We start from the raw sequence: 13,666 nt of genomic DNA on the forward strand, positions 1-13,666 counted from the left end.
GGCGCAACCCAAAGCATTATTATTCTCCGGCAATGAAGAGGAGCAAGAATGACTGCCACCGAGGAAATCAAGAAGGGCCTAGCAGGCGTCGTCGTTGACTACACCGCCGTCTCCAAGGTCAATCCAGACACCAACTCGCTGCTCTACCGCGGCTACCCAGTCCAGGATCTGGCCGCGAACAAGTCGTTCGAAGAGGTCGCCTTGCTGCTCTGGACCGGCGAACTGCCAACGCAAAGCGAACTGACCGAGTTCAGCGCTTTCGAGCGGGCCAACCGCGCGCTGGACCCACGCGTGAAGGCCGCCATCGACCTGCTGCCAGCTGACTGCCATCCCATGGACGTGGGCCGCACCGCGGTCTCGGTAATTGGCGCCAACCACCCGGAGGCCGAGAACTCCTCCCCCGAGGCGGAGCTGCTCAAGGCCAAGGAACTGTTCGCGGCCTTCCCCGCAGTGGTCGCCTACGACCAGCGCCGCCGCCGCGGCCAGGACGTGGTAGCTCCACGCGAAGATCTGGATTACTCCTCGAACTTCTTGTGGATGACCTTCGGCGAAGAAGCAGCCCCCGAGGTTGTCGACGCCTTCCGCGTGTCGATGGTGCTCTATGCGGAGCACTCCTTCAACGCTTCGACCTTCACCGCCCGCGTGATTACCTCGACCCTCTCCGACCTGCACTCGGCCGTCACCGGGGCGATCGGCGCGCTGAAGGGCCCATTGCACGGCGGCGCCAACGAAGCGGTCATGCATACCTTCAACGAGATCGGCATCGACAAGGAGGAATCCCGCGAGGATGCCGCCAAGCGCGCCAAGTCGTGGATGGAGGACGCACTGGCCGCCAAGAAGAAGGTCATGGGCTTCGGCCACCGCGTCTACAAGCACGGCGACTCCCGCGTGCCAACCATGAAGGCCGCACTGGATCGCATGATCGAGCACTACGGCCGCCATGAGATGCTGGGCTTGTACGACGGCCTGGAAGCAGCCATGGACGAGGCCAAGGCCATCAAGCCGAACCTCGACTACCCTGCCGGCCCCACCTATCACCTGATGGGCTTCGACACCGAGATGTTCACCCCGATCTTCATCGCGGCACGCATCACCGGCTGGACCAGCCACATCTTCGAGCAGCGCGCAGCCAACGCGCTGATTCGCCCGCTCTCGGCTTACAACGGCGTGGAGCAGCGCTCGCTGTAAGCACCTCGAAGCCTGGCATTGGCCACGGGGACGACGCAATCGCGTCGGCCCGTGGCCATTTTCGTGCCAGCGGCGCGGCGACATCGGCTTGCCATCGTTGCCCAGGGTTGCAGTCCCAGACCAATGGGCCTATCGTTTAACGATAGATACATTTCGAAGAACGATAAGGTCTTTTGCCATGGGAAAATTCAGCATTATCGGTTTGAAGGTAGTTCTGGCCGTGATCTTGGCCGGCACGCTATTTGTGCAGCTGTTCATGATCCCGATGATCTTGATCCATGAATCGCCGAGCAACGGCACCGACAAGTTCTTTCAAGCCTCTTTCCTCAGCTACTTGCTTCTCGCCGGGCTGATCATTGAAACCTGCGTCTACAGCGTGTGGAAACTAGCCACGAGAGTCAAACGCGGCACCGTTTTCGATCCCGCTTCCTTGGGCTATGTAACCACCATCATCATTGCATTCATGATTGGCGCCGTAGCCACTTTTGCCCTCGGAGCCATCTTCGCCGCCAGCACAGAAATTGCACCCGGAGTCGTGCTTCTTGTCGGAGGAGCCGGGGTGCTGATGATCGGCATCAGCATCATCGTGCTCGTACTGCGTCAGCTGCTCGAACAAGCGGCAATGACCGAGGCTCAAGCCGCTGCGCTCCGTACCGAGCTGGGCGGCGTGATCTAATGGGAATCCGCGTGGATATTGACGTGATGCTGGCCCGCCGCAAAATGGCCGTCGGCGAGTTGGCCGAACGCATCGGCATTACCCCGGCCAACCTCGCGGTGCTCAAGAACGGGCGTGCCAAGGCCGTACGCTTCAGCACCCTTGAAGCCCTCTGCCGAGAGCTGGAATGCCAGCCCGGTGACCTCTTGATCTTCGAAACTGATCAGGACTAGATACTGCTAGCTGGCTCGTCCCAGTTCTCGAAGCTAATGCTCTGCACCGACTCGTTGTCCTCTGCCAGCACGATCTCGACGGTAAATTTCCCGCCGGCGACGAGTTGCGGCAGCCACAACGGGGAATCCTGCCACATCTGGTCTAACGGCAAAGCCGCTGGATCGGCCCACCGCGGTTCGAGTTCCTCGGTGATGTGCAGCTGACCCGATGCCTTCCGGGCAATGAAGGTTGCGCATTCCATGCCTGCTGCAGGCTGGGCTGGGAAACGGAAATTGACCTGCGCCGCAGGCTCCAGCTCCTCCGGTGCGAGGACGAGCCCGGTTTCCTCGGAGAATTCCCGGATGGCCGCTTGCGTCGCGCTCTCTCCCTGCTCGATCTTGCCGCCGGGCAACACGATATTGCCTTTGCCGAATCCGCGACGCTTGCGTCCGAGCAACACGTGCAGCCGCCCTTCGCGCTCCTGCAGCAGCGCCACGAGGGCTACCTGCTTGGCACCACGCATGTGGCTGCCCACCACCACTAGTTCACCCTCGGGTGGGCCAGCTGGTAGGCCTCACGCAGCGAATCCACGGTGACCTTGGTGTAGATCTGCGTGGTGGTGACCGATGCATGTCCCAGCAGTTCCTGGACCACCCGCACATCCGCCCCGCCCTCCAGCAAATGAGTGGCGAAGGAATGGCGCAGCGTATGCGGAGACACCTCGGTGGTAATCCCGGCGCGCTCGGCCGCCTTCGAAAGCAGCAGCCAAACCGATTGGCGCGAAAGCCGTCCCCCGCGCTGGTTCAGGAACAACGCTGGAATGCCCTTGCCCTTGGCGGCTAGCCCGGGACGAGCACGCACCAGATAATCGCTGACCGCACGCTGGGCATAACCGCCGACCGGAACGACCCGTTCCTTGGATCCCTTGCCGAACAAGCGCACCACGGCGTCTTCGGCAAAGTGCAGGTCATCAACGTCCAGGTCCACGACTTCGGAAATACGCGCACCGGTGGAGTACAAGAATTCCAGGATCGCGCGATCCCGTAGCCCGGCAGGGGTTTCGATGCTCACCGATTCGAGGATCCTGGTGACCTGATCAATGGAAATCGCCTTGGGCAGGGATTGCCCGATGGCCGGGGGCTGGATCTCGCGGGCCGGATTAGGCGCGCAAATCCCTTCGAGCTCCCAATACTTGTGCAGTTGACGGATGGCTACCGAATGACGTGCGACCGAGCGAGCGCTCAACGGCTTATGCTCCTCGTCTCCGCGGGATAGATCCTGCAGGTAGCCGCTGATGGCCAGCTCGGTAATCTGTTGCGGTTGCGCGACACCGGCTGCCTGCAGCGCTTCAACGTAGCGAAGCAGATCCCTCCGGTAGGAAGCCAGGGTATTCTCGGCCAGCCCACGCTCGATCGCCAGATGCTGCAGGTAGCGCTTGAGCGGGGTCTCGAATCGGTTGCTCATCCTTCGCGCAGGTATGGGTGCACATCGAATGGCTCGTTCGCATCGCGCAGGTCCAAGTACTTGTTGGTACGGGCTGCATGAGCGGCAAGGATCGCGATCGTCGCGGTGGGGTTATGGATCTTGCCCGCCAGCACGGCTGCAACGGCTTCTTCCAGCGGCACCCAGGTGCTGATCATTTCGGCTTCCTCCTCGGTGCGCTCATGGCGCTGATCGGCAGCAACCAGTTTCGCATCGCGGGCCAGGTAGACACGCACGGCCTCGGCCGAAGAGCCCGGGCTCAGGAAGACATCGGTGAGGATCGACCAATGATCGGCGGTCCGGTCCGCTTCTTCCCATAATTCGCGCTTGGCAGCCTCCAAAGGTGGTTCGCCAGCCACATCGAGCAGCCCGGCAGGAATTTCCCACAGCCGCATGCCGACCGGGTGACGGTACTGGTTGACCATCAAGATGCGTTCTTCAGTGTCCATGACCAGAACGCTGACCGCGCCGGGGTGGTTGATGTAGTCGCGTTCGATGGTCGCCCCGGACTCGGAGAGCTTCACAGTGTCATGGACGACGTCCCAGATCCGGCCCTCGTACACGGTTTCACGGTTCAGCAATTCACGCGGTGAGAATTCATCGGCTATCGGATGCAGCGGCACGAGGATCGTCCTTCGGTAGAAAAATGCTGGTCGTTATTCTCCAGCTTAAACAGCTACGCGCCGGTCAGTAATGACCGGCGCGCATTGCCTTCAGAGTTTTACCCCTGGCAAGCTGTATTACTTGCGCAGCTTCAGAGCTGCCTCGACCAGACCTGCAAACAGCGGGTGCGGGCGAGTTGGGCGGCTGGAGAGCTCTGGGTGAGCCTGCGTGGAGACGTAGTACGGGTGTACTTCCCTTGGCAGTTCAACGAACTCGACCAGGTTGCCATCTGGCGAGGTGCCAGCGAAGACCAGGCCAGCCTCTTCGAGCTGCGCGCGGTACGAGTTGTTGACCTCGTAGCGGTGGCGATGGCGCTCTGCAACCTCGGTCTTGCCGTAGGTCTCAGCCAGAACCGATCCCTCGAGCAGCTTTGCGTCGTACAGGCCCAAGCGCATGGTGCCACCCAGGTCGCCCTTGCCGTCAACGATGTCCAGCTGCTCTTCCATGGTCGCGATGACCGGGGTCGAGGTTTCCGGATCGAATTCGGTGGACGATGCATCGGTGAGGCCAGCCATGTTGCGGGCGTACTCGATGACCATCGACTGCAGTCCCAGGCACAGGCCCAAGGTTGGCAGCTTGTTTTCGCGAGCGAAGCGCAGTGCGCCCAGCTTGCCTTCCAGGCCGCGGATGCCGAAGCCACCGGGGACGCAGATTGCCTCTGCACCCTCAAGCGCCTTGGCCGCTCCGGCTTCGGTAGCGCAGTCATCTGCTGGTACCCAGCGGATGTTGACCTTGGCGTTGTTTGCGAAACCACCGGCTCGCAGTGCTTCGGTGACCGACAGGTAGGCATCTGGCAGATCGATGTACTTGCCCACCAAAGCTACGGTCAGCTCGGTTGCCGGGTTGTGCACGACTTCAAGCAGACGATCCCACGAAGCCCAGTCGACATCGCGGAACTTCATCTCCAAGGTCTGGACGATGTAGGCGTCCAGGCCCTGGGAGTGGATGACCTTAGGGATGTCGTAGATGCTTGGGGCATCGGCGCAGTTGATCACTGCTTCGGTGTCCACGTCGCAGGTGCGGCCGAGCTTGGCGCGCATTTCTGCTGGGATTGGACGGTCCGAGCGGATTACCAGCGAATCTGGCTGGATACCGATCGAGCGCAAAGCGGCAACGGAGTGCTGGGTAGGCTTGGTTTTCAGTTCATGGCTTGGGCCAATGAATGGAACCAGGGAAACGTGTACGAAGAATGCGTTCTTTCGGCCGATGTCCTGGCGGACCTGGCGTGCTGCTTCGAGGAATGGCTGGGATTCGATATCGCCGACGGTGCCACCGATTTCCGTGATGATCACGTCAGGAGCCGACTTGCCGGCGCCTGGTTCGGTTGCGGCCAAGCGCATACGACGCTTGATCTCGTCGGTGATGTGAGGAATGACCTGAACGGTATCGCCGAGGTACTCACCGCGGCGTTCGCGTTCCAGGACGGTCGAGTAGACCTGTCCGGTGGTCACGTTGGCGGTACCAGGAAGGTTCTCATCCAGGAACCGCTCATAGTGTCCGATATCCAGATCGGTTTCTGCGCCATCGTCAGTAACGAAGACTTCACCGTGCTGGAAAGGGTTCATAGTACCTGGATCGACGTTCAGGTACGGGTCGAGCTTCTGCATGGTCACTGAGAGACCACGAGCTCGAAGTAGATGTCCAAGGCTGGATGCCGTCAATCCCTTACCCAGGGAAGAGGCCACACCGCCGGTGACGAAGATATGCTTTGTCGTTTCAGACGACCGAGAATCACGAGTTGAATTACGCTGCACCACGGGATTTCATCCTATCACCATTCCAATATTTCGCATCCTCATAAGACTCTAGTGCACCACCGGCCAATGCCCTAGCATTGCCGTAATTCAGGGGCTCACCAAGACTTTTAGGCTCTCGCCAATTTCTTGGAGGTGAGCGATGACACTAGATTCTGCGCTTCTTCAAGCAACTCCTCAGCATGCGCCTGCGCCGTGCCAGATTCCTCTTGGCCAGCGAGCATGCGCGCAAGTTCCTTGACGCGAGCCTCCTGGTCCAAGCTGATGACATCGCTGGCAGTGTAGCCAGCTCCCGCCTTCGACTTGGCATCTGAATTCTTGATCACACGAATGTGCCGATCCGCATAGGCGGCCACCTGGGGCAGGTGGGTCACCACGATGACCTGCACATGCTTTGCCAGCATCGCCAGGCGCTCGCCAATGGCCACCGCCGCTTTGCCGCCCACACCCTGGTCCACCTCGTCAAAGACGAAGGTCGGCACCGGGTCGACCGCCGCCAGGACGACTTCGATGGCCAGCATGACGCGGGAGAGCTCGCCGCCACTGGCACCCTTGCCCAGCGGTCGCGGCGAGGCTCCGGCATGCGGGGCCAGCAGCATGGAAATCGCGTCCTGGCCGAAGGCGCCCGGTTCTTCCAGTTCCTTCACTTCGATGACGAGCTTGGCATCCGGCATCGCCAGGGCCTTCAGCTCGGCTGAAACCTGCGCGGAGAGCTTCTTGGCAGCCTTGCGGCGAGCATCGGAGAGGTCCGAGGCCAGCGAGGCGACCCTGTGCTCCAATTCAACGACTTCTGTTTCCAGTTCCTCGATGCGCGAGTCATCCCCGCCAAGTTCTTCGAGACGGGTACGGGATTCGGCGGCCCAGGCAAGCACCTGATCAATGCTCGGGGCGTACTTGCGCATGAGCTTGCTCAGGTCGGCACGGCGGGCTTCAATCTGCGCCAAGCGCTCCGGGCCTTCTTCATCGAGGTCGGCAACGTAGGCGGCAAGATCACTGGAGAGTTCCGAGGCAAGAATGCCCAGTTCCGCTGCCCGCTCCGCGAAGGCGGCCAGCGCGGTGTCATCGTCACTGGCCTGGGCCAGCACGCCGCGGGCGGTCTCCGCCAAGGTAGTCACGCCCGGGTTCTCGAAATCTTCGGAGTCGATGACAGCCTGCGCCTGCCGGCTGGCGGTGCGCAGGGATTCCACATTGCCCAGCTTCATGGATTGCTCGCGCAGGGACTCGTCCTCGCCCGGCTGCGGATCCAATGAATCGATCTCGTCCAGCGCCAGGCGCAAGTTCTCTGCTTCGCGCACACGGTTGCGCGATTCGGTATTGAGGCCCGCAAGCTCCTTGGAAGCCGAACGCCACTGGCGGTACGCACGCTGGTAATTGCTTAGCGTGCGAGACAGCGAGCTTCCGGCAAAGCGGTCCAGGGCATCGCGTTGCGCTACCGGCTCCTTGAGGCGAATCTGATCCGATTGGCCATGGACGGCAACCAGATCGTGCCCCAGCTCGGCCAGCAAGCCCACAGGGGCGCTGCGTCCGCCGATGGTGGCACGGGAACGGCCTTGGGCCGAGAGCGAGCGGGAAAGCAGCAGTTCACTGTTCTCCCCCGCTGGTTCGATGAACGCGCCGGCCTGGCCTGCGGCATCGAGCACGTGGTGATCTGGCGGCAAGTGCACGACAGCTTCAGCCAGGGCGTGCTTGGCGCCGTTGCGTACCGCACCGGCATCGGCCCGGCGCCCGAGCAGCAGGGACAGGGCGGTAATCACCATGGTCTTGCCAGCGCCGGTCTCACCGGTTACTACCGTGAGACCCGGGCCAAGCGGAAGCGTGGCCTCGGTGATCACCCCGAGGTTGGAGATCTGGATTTCCTGAATCATTGCCTGCTCCCGAATGTCGAGTTCAAGTCGTACCGTGCGCTTTTAGTATATGTGTTCTAACCCTATTTTTCGTAACTATGTTCGAGCGTGTGGAAAATTTTTCTTCGAGGCTGCTATTCAGTCCAGGTCCTCGGGGCGTCCCACCATGGGAATGCCCGGTTCATCGCGGTAATGCGGATCGACGCTTTGCAGGCCCGGTCCGATCACCGGCAATGCCGTAGTGGCCGGACGGCGTGCCTCTTCCTTTGCCGGACCGCGCCAGCCGGTAATGGGCAGCTCGAACTTGTTGACCAGGCGCTCGGAGAACGGAGTGGTGTTCAATCGCGCCATGTACACCGGGCGGTCGCTGCGCGTTACTTCCACACGGGCTCCCGGCGGCAGCTCGATGGTGCGCCGGCCATCGCACCAGAGCACGGCACCGGCGTCGGTGCGGGTGAGCATTTCGACGGCCATGATCGAATCCGGGGATATGACAAGGGGCTTGGCGAACAGTGCGTGCGCGGAGATCGGCACCATGATCAGCGCCGCCACATCCGGCCAGACCACAGGGCCGCCGGCGGAGAAGGAGTAGGCGGTGGAACCGGTAGGCGTGGCCATCACGACGCCATCGCAACCGAAGGTGGAGATCGGGCGGCCGTCGACCTCGATCACGACTTCGACCATGCGTTCGCGATTGGCCTTTTCCACTGCGGCTTCATTCAAGGCCCAGGTCTCGGCGAGGCAGACGTTATCCAGCCACACCTTGACCTCCATGGTCATGCGTTCTTCCACGGTGTAGGTCTCATTGACCAGCGCTTCTACGGTGGAGGCCAGTTCACTGCGTTCAGCTTCGGCAAGGAAACCCACATGCCCGAGGTTCACACCCACCAGCGGCATCGGGGATTCGCGCACCAGTTCCGCGGCGCGCAGCACCGAGCCATCGCCACCGAGCACGACGCCCATGTCGACGTCTTCGATCTGGCAATCATCGCCGAGCACCTGCACCGAGGGCACGGCCGCCCCGATCGCTTCGGTCATTGCCAATTGGTCTTTGCGGCGCATCACCGGGATGGCTCCGGCGGCATTGAGCAGGGCGCAGGTCTCTATGGCCGCGGTGACCGCTTCTTGGCGTCCGGTATGGGTGAAAATCAGGATTCGGCGCAAGGCGGTCGGCCCCTCTCAGCATCGCGAGGTGCAAAATGACCATGGTTATCGACCACGGCTAAAACACGTCACTTCTAAGAATAGTCAACGTTCTGCCCGATGCGTGGAACATCGGCAGGCTGTGGATCCTCCCCGGCGGCAAGCCAGAGGAAGAATTCGACATTGCCATCCTGTCCCGGCAGCGGACTGCGGGCCAGCCCGCGCAAGTGCAGTCCGGCGGCTTGCGCGCTGGCGACCACCGCTTCAACGGAGCTGCGGCGCAAGCCGGGATCCGTGACTACACCGGTGCGGTTCAGGTGCTCGCGACCGACCTCGAACTGGGGCTTGACCATCAGAAGCAGGAAGCCGCCGTCCTTGGTAGCCCCGGCCAAGGCGCCAATCACCAGGCGCAGCGAAATAAAGGACAAGTCGGCTACTACGAGGTCGACGGATCCCCCAATATCTTCGGGGGCCAGATAGCGAACGTTCAGCCCTTCGTGCACCGCGACGCGCGGGTCCTCGCGGATCTCGTCGACCAGCTGTCCATGGCCTACATCGGCTGCGACCACAGTCTTTGCACCGCGGCGCAACAGCACATCGGTGAAACCACCGGTGGAGGCGCCAGCGTCCAGGCAGCGCAGGCCAGCGGGATCAATAGTCGTAAAGACATCTAGGGCGCCGGCGAGCTTATGCCCGGCACGCGAAACGTACTCTTCGCCTTCGCTGGGCACCAGGGCCAGTTCATCGGTGGCGGAAACCTTCTTGGCGGCTTTGGTAGCGGCCTGCCTGTTCAACAGCACCCTCTCGGCATCGATCAGCTTGGCTGCTTCGGTGCGCGAGCGCGCCAGCCCACGGGTGACAAGTTCTTGATCCAGGCGATTCACGCGCCGTGCTCCGTACGATTCAGTTCTTGCTGCAGGCCGGCGAGCAACTGCTCATAGATTCCGGCATGCTCGGTAATGTCATGGTCGGCCAGGGAGGATAGTGCCTGCTCCACTGCTGCATCGTCCAGCCCGCGAGGGCCAGGGCTCGGGACGGAATTCGGTGGCAGCATGCTTAGCCTCGAATCTTGCGCAGGGCATCCAGCCCGCGTTCGGTGAATCGGATTTCCGGTTCTTCGTGCCCCGACTGGCGCGGATGGGCCAGCCACCAGGCATGGCAGGCGGCGCGCCAGGCATTCAGGTCCTGGTCGCTGCCCGAGACTTCGATGGCGCCGTTATCCAGCTTGGCAACCGCGTCGCCGACCTGCACGCCATAGCCCAGCACCTTGATGGTCGGGTATGGCCGGTACAGATCAGCCATCGAATTGATGAGGTAGTTGGGGCGCTGCTCGACCGGAGCGCCCAGTGCGGTGCGCGGCGTGTCCACACCGGTGAGCACCAGTGCGGTGGAGAACCCGGCACGGAAGCCGCCGAGGATGTCGGTATCCAAGCGGTCGCCCACGACCAGCGGGCGATGGGAATCCAATCGGTCCGCGGCCCGCGCGAACAGGTAGGATTCGGGCTTGCCCGCCACGCGTGGTTCCACATTGGTGGCCAGCTTCACCGCATTGACCAGCGATCCGTTGCCCGGGGCCAGGCCCTCGGCGCGCGGAATCGTCAGGTCGGTGTTGGTGGCAACCCATTTGGCGCCGTTGTTGATCGCGTAGCTGGCCTCGGCCAGATTCTTCCACGAGATGTCCGGGTCGAACCCCTGGATCACCGCTACGGGTTCTTCCTTATGGGATTCGACGACTTCCAACCCGCGCACGGCAATGCACTCACGCAGGTAGGGGGAACCCACCACCAAAACCTTGGATCCCGGATTCAATTCGCGGGCCAGCATCTCCGCACCGGCATCGGCCGAACCGAAGACCTGCTCAGCGCTGGTCTTCACGCCCAGCTGGCGCAGGTGGGCCGCGACGGACATCGGCGAACGCCCCGCATTGTTGGTAATGAACGCCAGGGTGACATTCACTTCCGCGAGGGTGTTCAGCGACTCCACGGCGTCGTCAATGGCGTTCGGGCCAGCATAGACGACGCCGTCCAAGTCAGAGAGGACGGAATCAAATCCGGAGATCAGCATTCGGTGGTGGTTCCTACTACTTGAGGTATTTGGCTATTATGCCAAAGCTTACTTCGCCGATTCTTCTTCCACGTCAGCTTCGGTGGCTTCCGTGTCGGATTCGATGACTTCGTTGAGGTCATCTTCCTCGTCGATGCCGGTCTGCTCGGCTTCTGCCTCTTCAGCATCAGCTTCTGCATCTTCGGCTTCTGCCTCTTCGGCGTCAGAATCTGCTTCTTCAGCTTCAGCATCGGAAGGCTCGATCAGATCCTTGGCGCGTGGGGTTTCCTCTTCCTCGTCCATCTCCGGAGCCAGGTCCATGATGAAGGATTCGGTTTCACGCTCGATGCCCAGGGCACTTTCGGCAACCTCGACCTGTGCGTTCCAACGCTTCGCGTCCTCTGCACGGCCGGCAGCTGACAGCAGATCAGCGTAGGCAGTGAACAGGCGTGGGCTGAAGGAAAACGCGCGGTTGAAGTTCAGCTGTTCCAGCGACTCCAGCTCAGCCAGAGCCTTGTCCAGCTTGCCCAAGTCACCGTAGGAACCAGCAGCAACGATCTGCATTTCAACCTTGACGGCGCTTTCCAGGTTGGCGCATTCCTCGGACTGGGCTAGCTCGATTGCCTTCTCTGGGCGGCCCAGGCCACGCAGCGAGTCAGCGATCAATGGCAGGTTGTAGTCCGAGCCGGAAATACGACGGTGGGTACGCAGCTCGCGCAGTGCGTCGGCGTACTTGCCGGCGTGGTAAGCAGCGATGCCAACGGCCTCGCGAACCACTGCGACGCGGCCCCCGCGGCGCGAAGCTGCCAGGGTGTGCTCGTAGGCCAGCTCGGGGTCTTCTTCGAGCAGGCGGCCAGCCATCACCAGGTGCTTGGCGACCCAGCTAGCCGAACGCTCTTCGAGGTAACGCAGCTGGGCGCGTGCTACGCGGTCCAGCTCCTTACCGGTAACATCTTCATCGATATCTGGGGACTGCTCACGATCGGCACGGTTCGAGATGCGAAGATCGCCAGGATTGTGTGCGCGTGGTGCATCACCGCGCTTATCGGCAAAGCGGTCTTCACGTGCTGGGTACTCACCCTTCGAGCGACGGTCGTCGGCGCGCTTGAAGCCGCCACCACGGTTGTCATCACGCTTGAAGCCACCGCGATCATCATTGCGGAAGCCGCCACCACGGTTGTCATCACGCTTGAAGCCACCGCCACGGTTGTCATCGCGACGCTCGCCACGGAAACCACCACGGTCATCGTTGCGGAAGCCACCACCGCGGTTGTCATCACGCTTGAAGCCGCCACGATCATCATTGCGATCACTACGGAAACCACCACGGTCGTCATTGCGCTTGAAGCCGCCACGGTTGTCGTCACGCTTGAAGCCACCGCCACGGTTGTCATCGCGACGCTCGCCACGGAAACCACCACGGTCATCGTTGCGGAAGCCACCACCGCGGTTGTCATCGCGCTTGAAGCCGCCACCACGGTTGTCATCACGCTTAAAGCCACCGCGATCATCATTGCGGAAGCCACCACCGCGGTTGTCATCACGCTTGAAGCCACCGCCACGGTTGTCATCACGCTTAAAGCCGCCACCACGGTTGTCATCACGCTTAAAGCCGCCACCACGGTTGTCATCACGCTTAAAGCCGCCACCACGGTTGTCGTCACGCTTAAAGCCGCCACCGCGGTTGTCATCGCGACGCTCGCCACGGAAACCACCACGGTCATCGTTGCGGAAGCCACCACCGCGGTTGTCGTCACGCTTGAAGCCGCCACCGCGGTTGTCATCGCGACGCTCGCCACGGAAACCACCACGGTCATCGCGACGCTCGCCACGGAAACCACCACGGTCATCGTTGCGGAAGCCACCACCGCGGTTGTCATCGCGCTTGAAGCCGCCACCACGGTTGTCATCACGCTTGAAGCCACCGCGGTTGTCGTCACGCTTGAAGCCGCCACCACGGTTGTCATCGCGCTTGAAGCCGCCACCACGGTTGTCATCACGCTTGAAGTCACCGCCGCGGTCAGCATTACGGTCACCGCGGAAGCCACCACGGTTGTCGTCGGTGCGCTTGAAATCACCACGGTCGTCGCGACGCTTGAAGCCATCGCGGGAGTTGTTGCGGTTTGAATCTGAGTTCCGGAAGTCGCCTCGTCCGTTGTCGGAGTTACGGCGGAATTCGTTAGACATCTAATGTCCCCTTCAGCGGCTATCTCAATACCGCAACCTTCGTGTTTGCCTTTGCAAATCACTTCACTATTTACTATTCAGCACGCCCTAAAGGCATGTACATCTAAATTCAAGTCTACGGGAGGCACGAGTCATACCATAGGGAAACAGGTCCAATGTGGCAAGACACTCAGTGGCGGCTCTAAGGTTGTCCCCCAGCCATCGACGCATTCATAATCGATCGAAGCCTCATGATAGATTCAACCCTTTTAAAAATGGGGTTAACGACAAAAGGGCTCAGCATGAAACTGAGCCCATCGCCAGTAGCAAGTCGTTTACCAGGAGTCTGGTTAAACAGGTGAGGCCCCCTAGCACCAACAGGTGCCAAGGGCCTCACACACATAAGTTAAGTCCGGCGGTGACCTACTCTCCCACACCCTCACGAGTGCAGTACCATCGGCGCAGTGGGCCTTAGCTTCCGGGTTCGGTATGGGACCGGGCGTTTCCCCCACGCT

General features: G+C 61.4%; 13 protein-coding genes, 1 rRNA gene and 1 pseudogene. 3 read left to right on the forward strand and 12 right to left on the reverse strand.

The genetic code is table 11. The features are described from left to right. Nucleotides 1-48: 48 nt before the first annotated feature. From ACRDT3_RS18360 to ACRDT3_RS18370, 3 genes are all read left to right on the forward strand, one after another. A complete protein-coding gene (locus ACRDT3_RS18360) occupies nt 49-1,188 on the forward strand; it encodes a bifunctional 2-methylcitrate synthase/citrate synthase (RefSeq protein ID WP_431494363.1) in 1,140 nt (379 codons plus the stop codon). A 178-nt stretch (nt 1,189-1,366) separates the two neighbouring features. Then, entirely contained in the window at nt 1,367-1,864 is a 498-nt protein-coding gene (locus ACRDT3_RS18365) for a DUF2975 domain-containing protein (RefSeq protein WP_431494364.1), read from the forward strand. Next, nucleotides 1,864-2,076 carry a helix-turn-helix domain-containing protein gene (locus tag ACRDT3_RS18370; RefSeq protein WP_431494365.1) on the forward strand — a complete coding sequence of 71 codons (213 nt, stop codon included), beginning with the start codon at nt 1,864-1,866 and terminating at the stop codon, nt 2,074-2,076. Before ACRDT3_RS18365 ends, ACRDT3_RS18370 begins: the two co-directional genes overlap by 1 nt. On the opposite strand, the gene ACRDT3_RS18375 is transcribed toward ACRDT3_RS18370, so the two are convergent. From ACRDT3_RS18375 to rrf, 12 genes and pseudogenes are all read right to left on the reverse strand, one after another. Continuing rightward, nucleotides 2,073-2,579 (reverse strand): 8-oxo-dGTP diphosphatase, encoded by a 507-nt coding sequence (locus ACRDT3_RS18375; protein ID WP_431494366.1) that lies wholly within the window; start codon nt 2,577-2,579, stop codon nt 2,073-2,075. The two genes, ACRDT3_RS18370 and ACRDT3_RS18375, sit on opposite strands and share 4 nt — an antisense overlap. A gap of 17 nt (nt 2,580-2,596) precedes the next feature. After that, a complete protein-coding gene (gene xerD / locus ACRDT3_RS18380; protein WP_431494367.1) occupies nt 2,597-3,520 on the reverse strand; it encodes a site-specific tyrosine recombinase XerD in 924 nt (307 codons plus the stop codon). Further along, the gene (locus tag ACRDT3_RS18385) at nt 3,517-4,161 is read right to left on the reverse strand and encodes an NUDIX domain-containing protein (protein WP_431494368.1); all 645 of its coding nucleotides are present in this window, start codon (nt 4,159-4,161) and stop codon (nt 3,517-3,519) included. The genes xerD and ACRDT3_RS18385 overlap by 4 nt, the downstream gene beginning before the upstream one ends. Before the next feature lie 117 nt (nt 4,162-4,278). Next, nucleotides 4,279-5,958, reverse strand: a complete 1,680-nt coding sequence (locus ACRDT3_RS18390) for a CTP synthase (RefSeq protein ID WP_431494369.1) — start codon at nt 5,956-5,958, stop codon at nt 4,279-4,281. A gap of 107 nt (nt 5,959-6,065) precedes the next feature. Further along, on the reverse strand, nt 6,066-7,820 hold the full coding sequence (gene recN / locus ACRDT3_RS18395; RefSeq protein ID WP_431494370.1) for a DNA repair protein RecN: 1,755 nt from the start codon (nt 7,818-7,820) through the stop codon (nt 6,066-6,068). Between the two features lie 117 nt (nt 7,821-7,937). Next, on the reverse strand, nt 7,938-8,963 hold the full coding sequence (locus ACRDT3_RS18400) for an NAD kinase (RefSeq protein ID WP_431494371.1): 1,026 nt from the start codon (nt 8,961-8,963) through the stop codon (nt 7,938-7,940). Nucleotides 8,964-9,037: 74 nt separating this feature from the next. Further along, nucleotides 9,038-9,826, reverse strand: coding sequence for a TlyA family RNA methyltransferase (locus ACRDT3_RS18405; protein WP_431494372.1), 789 nt, complete (start codon nt 9,824-9,826; stop codon nt 9,038-9,040). Further along, the gene (locus tag ACRDT3_RS18410; RefSeq protein ID WP_431494373.1) at nt 9,823-9,996 is read right to left on the reverse strand and encodes a hypothetical protein; all 174 of its coding nucleotides are present in this window, start codon (nt 9,994-9,996) and stop codon (nt 9,823-9,825) included. The genes ACRDT3_RS18405 and ACRDT3_RS18410 overlap by 4 nt, the downstream gene beginning before the upstream one ends. Nucleotides 9,997-9,998: 2 nt before the next feature. Further along, complete coding sequence (locus ACRDT3_RS18415; protein WP_431494374.1) at nt 9,999-11,006, reverse strand: HAD-IIA family hydrolase; 1,008 nt, start codon at nt 11,004-11,006, stop codon at nt 9,999-10,001. A gap of 48 nt (nt 11,007-11,054) precedes the next feature. Then, entirely contained in the window at nt 11,055-11,846 is a 792-nt protein-coding gene (locus tag ACRDT3_RS18420; protein WP_431494375.1) for a hypothetical protein, read from the reverse strand. Nucleotides 11,847-12,017: 171 nt separating this feature from the next. Then, nucleotides 12,018-13,172 (reverse strand): annotated as a pseudogene (locus ACRDT3_RS18425) (hypothetical protein); the annotation flags it as partial. A gap of 389 nt (nt 13,173-13,561) precedes the next feature. Continuing rightward, a 5S ribosomal RNA gene (gene rrf, locus ACRDT3_RS18430) occupies nt 13,562-13,666 on the reverse strand; the annotation flags it as partial.

It is taken from the genome of Glutamicibacter sp. (assembly GCF_050701915.1).
Taxonomy (GTDB): domain Bacteria; phylum Actinomycetota; class Actinomycetes; order Actinomycetales; family Micrococcaceae; genus Glutamicibacter.